The sequence below is a fragment of the uncultured Microbulbifer sp. genome (genome assembly GCF_913055755.1).
Classification (GTDB): Bacteria; Pseudomonadota; Gammaproteobacteria; order Pseudomonadales; family Cellvibrionaceae; genus Microbulbifer.
This window is the reverse complement of sequence record NZ_CAJXKH010000134.1, coordinates 1-7253: the sequence shown is the minus strand read 5'-3', so window position 1 is coordinate 7253 and position 7253 is coordinate 1. Positions and strand designations below refer to the sequence as shown.

5 protein-coding genes are annotated in these 7253 nt (G+C 61.5%); 4 read left to right on the top strand and 1 reads right to left on the bottom strand.

The features are described from left to right. Positions 1-264 precede the first annotated feature (264 nt). The 4 genes from QZ511_RS15865 to QZ511_RS15850 all read left to right on the top strand — a co-directional run bounded on the left by QZ511_RS15865 (position 265) and on the right by QZ511_RS15850 (position 5006). Positions 265-1995, top strand: a complete 1731-nt coding sequence (locus tag QZ511_RS15865) for a proline--tRNA ligase (RefSeq protein ID WP_295803887.1) — start codon at positions 265-267, stop codon at positions 1993-1995. Between the two features lie 398 nt (positions 1996-2393). After that, positions 2394-2954: a lytic transglycosylase domain-containing protein gene (locus QZ511_RS15860; RefSeq protein WP_295803885.1), complete on the top strand. Its 561-nt coding sequence runs from the start codon at positions 2394-2396 to the stop codon at positions 2952-2954. Between the two features lie 37 nt (positions 2955-2991). Beyond that, entirely contained in the window at positions 2992-4035 is a 1044-nt protein-coding gene (locus tag QZ511_RS15855; RefSeq protein WP_295803883.1) for a helix-turn-helix domain-containing protein, read from the top strand. 149 nt (positions 4036-4184) lie between these two features. Next, positions 4185-5006 (top strand): sterol desaturase family protein, encoded by an 822-nt coding sequence (locus QZ511_RS15850; RefSeq protein ID WP_295803881.1) that lies wholly within the window; start codon positions 4185-4187, stop codon positions 5004-5006. 302 nt (positions 5007-5308) lie between these two features. Here QZ511_RS15850 and QZ511_RS15845 read toward each other — a convergent pair whose 3' ends face one another. After that, on the bottom strand, positions 5309-6988 hold the full coding sequence (locus tag QZ511_RS15845) for an NAD-dependent malic enzyme (protein ID WP_295803880.1): 1680 nt from the start codon (positions 6986-6988) through the stop codon (positions 5309-5311). Positions 6989-7253: the final 265 nt, after the last annotated feature.

Genomic DNA, 7253 nt, shown 5'->3' with positions numbered 1-7253 from the left:
GCTTTACCTGCCGCACAGAGCAGTAGTACTGCCAGTGGCCGGTTACGGGGCGGCGCTGCTAGCGATGGTGATTCGCAAGACACGCCGTAAACCCATCCCTGGGGGCTCTGCACCGGCATCCCTGCCGGTGAAGGTCTCACGAACCTCCACCGGCGCCAGCACCTTCCTGCTAACCTTCCTCACAAGCGAGCCCCTACCAAAACCCGCCCCCACCGGCGTAAAATGGCCGCCCTTTAAATTCCACCGACAGTAAAAGAAAGCACTATGCGCGCATCCCGCTATCTGATCGCCACCCAGAAAGAAACCCCCAATGACGCAGTGGTCATCAGCCACCAGCTGATGCTGCGCGCCGGCATGATCCGCCGCCTGTCTTCCGGCCTCTACACCTGGCTGCCCACCGGCCTGCGGGTACTGCGCAAGGTGGAAAAGATCGTGCGCGAGGAGATGAACAGCGCGGGCGCGCTGGAAGTGCTGATGCCGATTGTGCAGCCGGCGGAGCTGTGGGAGGAGTCCGGTCGCTGGCAGCAGTACGGTCCGGAACTGCTGCGGATCCAGGATCGCCACGACAATGCCTTCTGCCTGGGCCCGACCCACGAGGAAGTGATCACAGATCTGGTGCGCACCGAGGTCAGCAGCTACAAGCAGCTGCCGGCCAACTATTACCAGATCCAGACCAAGTTCCGCGATGAGATCCGCCCGCGTTTCGGTGTGATGCGCGCGCGCGAGTTCACCATGAAGGATGCCTATTCCTTCCACCTGACCGCGGATTCCCTGCAGGAAACCTACGACACCATGCACGGTGCCTACTGCCGTGTCTTCGACCGCATCGGCCTGGATTACCGCCCGGTGCTGGCGGACACCGGTTCCATCGGGGGCTCCCACTCCCACGAGTTCCACGTACTGGCAGAGAGCGGCGAGGACGATATCGCGTTCTCCACAGTGAGCCGTTACGCGGCGAATGTGGAACTGGCGGAGGCGGTTGCCCCGGCGGGTGAGCGTGCGGCGCCGTCCAAGGATATGGAAGAGGTTCACACCCCGAACCAGAAGACCATTGCGGCGGTGAGCGAGTTCCTGGACACGGACCCCGCGCACTCGGTGAAGACCCTGATCGTGCTGGGAGAAACCGAGGAAGAGGACGCAACCGCACCGCTGGTGGCACTGGTGCTGCGCGGTGACCACGATCTGAATGAGCTGAAGGCGGAAAAGCTGCCGGGCATTGCCAGCCCGCTGGAATTTGCCCCGGAAGCGCGCATTGCCAGCGAGCTGGGTTGCGGTGTCGGTTCCCTGGGCCCGGTGGGTATGAATATCGAGGTGGTCGTCGACCGCGCCGCGGCGCACCTGGCGGACTTTATCTGCGGTGCCAACAAGGACGATTACCACCTGACCGGGGTGAACTGGGAGCGGGACGTACCGCTGAAGCGCGTGGAAGACCTGCGCAATGTGGTACCCGGCGATGCCAGCCCGGACGGCCAGGGCACCCTCGAGATCAAACGCGGTATCGAAGTCGGCCACATCTTCCAGCTGGGCGACAAGTACAGCCGCGCGATGAATGCGACGGTGCTGGACGAGAACGGCAAGGAGCAGGTGATGACAATGGGTTGCTATGGCATCGGTGTTTCCCGCGTGGTGGCCGCGGCCATCGAGCAGAACCACGACGATGCCGGCATCATCTGGCCGGAAGCCATCGCGCCATTCCAGCTGGCGATTGTGCCGATCAATATGCAAAAGAGCGAGCTGGTACAGCAGAAGTGCGAGCACATCTATGAAACACTGACCGCCAAGGGCATCGATGTACTGCTGATGGACGAACCCAAGGCACGCTTGGGGGCAATGCTGGCCGACACCGAGCTGATGGGCATCCCGCACCGTATCGTCATCGGCGACCGCGGACTCGAAAAAGGCAACATCGAGTACAAGGGCCGCCGCGACAGCGAGAATCAGGAGTTCTCTGCGGACCAGATTCTGGACATTCTTCTGGAAAAGATTGCCCACTGATCTTCCGGCTTCGAAGCCCTTCGGAGCTTCGTAAGCAGGCCCGGAGGCGGCCAATCACTGGGGGGAGGGTTTCAGGACCGCTGTGAATACGTCCCTGTACGCTCTGTCGGAAACATCCCTGTTTCCGACAGTCCTGAAACCCTCCCCCCAGCGCTTGGCCGTGGCGAATAGTTCTGTGCTCTGATTAACCGGCATTTATCGAAGTGCCGAACTCTGATGTAAAGCCCCTGATGCCGGGTCCCCCTTTGCTGGCCCTTCACCGCCATGGATGGCGGTGCAGAGCCCCCAGGGATGGGTTTACGGCGTGTCCAGCAAAGGTGCACCCGGTAGCAGGGCCGCCAACGGACCAGCTTAAAGTCACTGCCCTTCCCCAGCCCATTCCCGTAAAATCCCACCCCATGATAAGAAAAGCCCTCACCACACTGCTGCTGTGCCTGCTCAGCGCCGCCGCATCCGCCCAGGTAAAACAGGTGGATCCGGAACTGCTGTTAGCCCTGAAAAGTGCAGTGACCGAGGCAGACAGTTTTGCCGACCGCTTCGATGCCGAAGTGTGGCTGATGGCCAAGTCCCAGCCCCTGGCCCGCTATATCAAAGAACCCGAAGAACGCATGCGGGTACTCAAGGCCATCCATCGCGAAGCCACCCGCGCCGGCCTGCAGCCGGAAATCGTCCTCGCCGTGATCCAGATCGAAAGCGCCTTCGACCCCTACGCCGTGTCCCGCGTGGGCGCCCAGGGGATGATGCAGGTAATGCCCTTCTGGAAAAATGAAATCGGCCGCCCCGAGGACAACCTCATCCATATGGACACCAACCTCCGCTACGGCTGCACCATCCTCAAGCACTACATCAAAAAGGCCAAGGGCAATATGGCCAACGCGCTGGCCTACTACAACGGCAGCTACGGCCGCCACACCTACAGCCGCAAAGTCCTCGACGCCTGGGTCGCGCGCTGGCGCTAGCCGGAAAACCAGGGGACAGAAAAGGGTAACCAGAGGTATGTCAGTGAGTTACAGCTTTTTTACCGGCGCAGCCTGCAGCCTGTTATTACTGGCAGCCGCCAGGATCGGTATCAGTCACGCCCGCCGCCGGGGCAACACCTGGTTACTGGTTGTGCTATGCGGAGCCTTTTTCTACCTGGTGCGGCCGTTGCTCGGCATTGAACAGCCGGTGGTGGATTTTCTCATCGACCTGCCCACCATGCTGATTCCCGCCGCCTTCTGGCTGTTTACCCACCAGCTGTGCAGCGAAAGCCAGGACTTCCCGCGCTGGGGCTGGGGCCTGATTGCCGCGGACTTCATCATCGAGCTGGCCAGCCAGTTCAATCTGCACCCGCTGTTTTACCCCCTGTCGCAACCCTTCAAGTTGGGCCTGATCGGCGCCGGGATGGTCACCCTGATGCAGCAGCTTCAATCGGACCTGGTGGCCGAGCGCCGCCAGTTGCGTATTGCCCTGCTGATTGCCATCGGCGGCTACATGCTGATCGTGGTGTGTGCGGAATTCCTGTTTAATTATTATCCGGTGCCCAGTGGTATCACCACCCTGCACGCGGTCATGGCGGCGGCGCTCACTTTTGCCGCCTGCCTGTGGCTGCTGGCACTGTCTCCCAGAGCGCTGGAGGAATCCCTGCCCCAGGCCCCGCAGCCAGCGCCGACGCCGGAGGTTGCGGAGGAGCCGCAGGAAGCGCTGGACGAGAGCCAGCGCCAGTTATTGCAGAAATTGCAGGATCATATGGCGAGCGGGGGCTACCGCCACACCGGTTTGACCATCCGCGAGCTGGCGGCGCAGCTGGATGCGCGGGAGCATGTACTGCGAGCACTGATCAACCGCCACCTGGGATACCGCAACTTCAACGAATACCTGAACCAGTTCCGGATCGACGAGGCCAGCCGCCGCCTGGCGGACCCCGGTGAGGCCCACCTGCCGGTGCTGACCATCGCCCTGGATATCGGTTACCGCTCCCTCAGTCCATTCAACGCCGCCTTCAAACGCCGGCACCAGCTCACCCCCACCGAATACCGCAGGGAACAGCTGCCCGCCTGATCCGGCGGCATTTTCGGAATCCATCAGCTGTTTTTTCATTTTTCGCAAGCAACTGCGCAACGCTTGTAGCAAACTCCCTCCTCTACCTGCCGTGGGGCCACCGCCCCGCGCGCAACGGGCCCCTAGAATAAGCAATAAGAGGTGGAGGTATGGAGTTTCTGCTCGATATGGCGCGGGACTGGAGTGCGCACTTTCAGCGCGACCTGTTCCGTTATCTGCTGGCGGCAACGGTCACAAGCCTGTCGGTGGGCTTGCTATTCCGTCACTGGATGGATCGGCGGCGCCTGCAGAAGCGCCGTGCCAGCTGGAAAGATATCCGGCGCGAGGTCAGTTTCTCCATGCTTACCATGGCCATTTTTGCCACGGTCGGCATCGTTACCGGTATTCTGAAGGACTGGGGGCTGGTCAAGCTCTACTGGCATTGGAACGATTTTCCCCTGTGGTGGAACCTGGCGAGCCTGCCGGTGGTGATCCTGATACACGACGCCTACTTCTACTGGACCCACCGCACCATGCACCACCCGAAGCTGTTCAAGCACTTCCACCGGGTGCACCACCTTTCCCGCACCCCGACGCCCTGGGCCGCGTACAGCTTTTCCGTGGGCGAAGGTGTGCTGATGGCGCTGTTTTCCCCGCTGATCCTGATGGCGATACCACTGCATGTGGTGATCTGGCTGTCGTTTATCTTCGTGATGATCTTCCGCAACACCATGCTGCACGCAGGCTGCGAATTCCATCCCAGGGGGTGGGTGGACGGACCGCTGGATTTCATGACCACCACCACCCATCACGACCTGCACCACCAGCGATTCCAGGGCAATTACGGCTTTTACTTCACCTGGTGGGATCGCTGGATGGGCACGGAATTCCCCAACTACAAGGAGGTATTCCACAAGGCGGTAGATGGAGAGTTCAGCAGCGCGGGCGCGGCGCCGGAGCAGAAGCCCCCGGCCAACCCGGCCGCCAGCTAGCGGCCCTGGCGTGGCGCGCATGATGTGCACGGAAAGAGAAACAACCGGTGAAATTAGAAATCCGTCACCATTTTTTCACTTTCCGTAAGCCAAATCCGCGGGCCTGGACCAGACTCAACTGGCAGGACTGTCCTGTTGGCACTTAGCCCAGTCACCACCCGCTTTCAGGACAGTTCCTGCAAATCCAGTTTCCAGCCGGGGCTTTCCGTCCCGGCCACCGAATTGCGGCTGATCGGCAGATATCCGCATTGTTTACGCGGCCCTTGCGGCCGCGTTTTTTTGCCCTGACAGCACCGCGAAAATCAGATCGAGCGGCGGCGGTAATGCCGGTAGGCCGGCGACCAGGAGTTGCGCTCGATGGCCGCCTCCAGCCGGTCTTCCGTCACTTTCGGTGCCACACCGTCTTCCTGGGCCTGAATTCCCACTGCGCGGGCAATATGCAGGGTAATGTCGCGAATCTCCGCCAGCGGTGGCAGCAATGCGCCCTCTTCACACTTCACCACCGGCGCGTGTTCCGCCAGCGCGTTAGAGGCCGCCATCAGCATATTGTCGGTGACCCGGCGGGCGCCGGCGGCGATCACACCGAGTCCCACTCCCGGGAAGATGTAGACGTTGTTGCACTGGGCAATGCTGTGGGTAACCCCATCGACCTCCACCGGCTCGAACGGGCTGCCGGTAGCCACCATGGCCTCGCCACGGGTCCAGGTCAGCACCTCCAGGGGGGTCGCTTCGGCGCGGGAAGTGGGGTTGGACAGGGGCATGATCAGCGGGCGCGCACAGCCCTTGTGCATGGTCTCCACCACCGCCTGGGTGAACAGGCCACCCTGACCGGAGACCCCGATCATGATGGTGGGGCGCACCTCTTCCACCAGCTGCTGCAGATCCCACTCGCTGGCACCGTCGAAATCCGCCGGGTCCCGCGCCAGCCGCGCCTGAAAGTCGTGCAGGCCCTTCATGTCTCTGGTCACCAGCCCGTAGCGGTCAAACATGAACAGCTGCTTGCGCGCGTCGCTTTCGCTCAGCCCCTCTTCCACCATCGCCTTGACGATCTGCTCGGCAATGCCGCAGCCGGCAGAGCCGGCCCCCACCACCAGCACCCGCTGTTCGCCGAGGGATTCTTTCTTGCCCTTGCAGGCCGCCAGCACCGTGCCGAGACACACGGAAGCGGTGCCCTGGATATCGTCGTTGAAACAGCAGATCTTGTCGCGGTAGCGCTCCAGCAGCGGCATCGCGTTGGTCTGGGCGAAATCCTCGAACTGCACCAGCACCTTGGGCCAGCGGCGTTTAACCGCGGCCATGAACTCCTCCAGGAATTCGTCATACTCCTCCTGGGAGATACGCTCGTGGCGCCAGCCCATGTACATGGGGTCGTTCAGCAGGGTGCGGTTGTTGGTACCCACATCCAGCATCACCGGCAGGGTATTGGCGGGACTGATGCGGCCGCAGGCGGTGTAGAGAGACAGCTTGCCGATGGGGATCCCCATACCGCCGATGCCCTGGTCGCCGAGGCCGAGAATGCGCTCGCCATCGGTGACCACGATCACCTTCACATTGTCTTTGGTGGCGCTGCGCAGGATGTCGTCCATGTGTTTGCGGTCCGGGTAGGACACAAACAGGCCGCGGTGGTTGCGGTAGATGTTGGAGAATTCCTCACAGGCATCACCCACCGTCGGCGTATAGATGATCGGCAGCATCTCCTCGATATGCTGTTCGATCAGGCGGAAGAACAGGGTCTCGTTGTCGTCCTGAATGGCGCGCAGGTAGATATGGCGCTCCAGATCTGTGCGGCACTGCTGGTACTGGTGGTAGGCGCGCCGGACCTGTTCACTGATGGACTCGACATTGTTCGGCAGCAGCCCGATCAGGTTGAACTCGATGCGCTCCTGCAGGGAAAAGGCGCTGCCCTTGTTCAGCAGCGGGATTTCCAGCAAGGAGGGGCCGGCGTGGGGAATGTACAGGGGGCGTTTGTCTTTCTGGCTCATAAATACAGCAGTCGAATACGGTTAAATTCGGGTTGTGTACGGCGTTGTACGATGGGGGCTACCAGATAGCGTAGCGGATCAGGGGCGGGCATTTTACGCGGTAGTGGCGCCACCTGTCTTTTGCATTGGCAAAAACGCCCGGTGTTTCGGCCCGGCTGGCCGATTCGGTGGCGGGCTGGTTAAATGACCGCTCTCTCCCTTTGATCAAGAGGACACCGATGTTCACTTACCAGGTTGAACCCCGCTTCAGCGAAACCGACGCCCT

What these genes read in the sequence shown, in the direction of transcription:
- QZ511_RS15855 (WP_295803883.1), top strand. Translation starts at nt 2,992, where the DNA reads ATGTCAGTGAGTTACAGCTTTTTTACCGGCGCAGCCTGCAGCCTGTTA.
- QZ511_RS15860 (WP_295803885.1), top strand. Translation starts at nt 2,394, where the DNA reads ATGATAAGAAAAGCCCTCACCACACTGCTGCTGTGCCTGCTCAGCGCC.
- QZ511_RS15845 (WP_295803880.1), bottom strand. Translation starts at nt 6,988, where the DNA reads ATGAGCCAGAAAGACAAACGCCCCCTGTACATTCCCCACGCCGGCCCC.
- QZ511_RS15850 (WP_295803881.1), top strand. Translation starts at nt 4,185, where the DNA reads ATGGAGTTTCTGCTCGATATGGCGCGGGACTGGAGTGCGCACTTTCAG.
- QZ511_RS15865 (WP_295803887.1), top strand. Translation starts at nt 265, where the DNA reads ATGCGCGCATCCCGCTATCTGATCGCCACCCAGAAAGAAACCCCCAAT.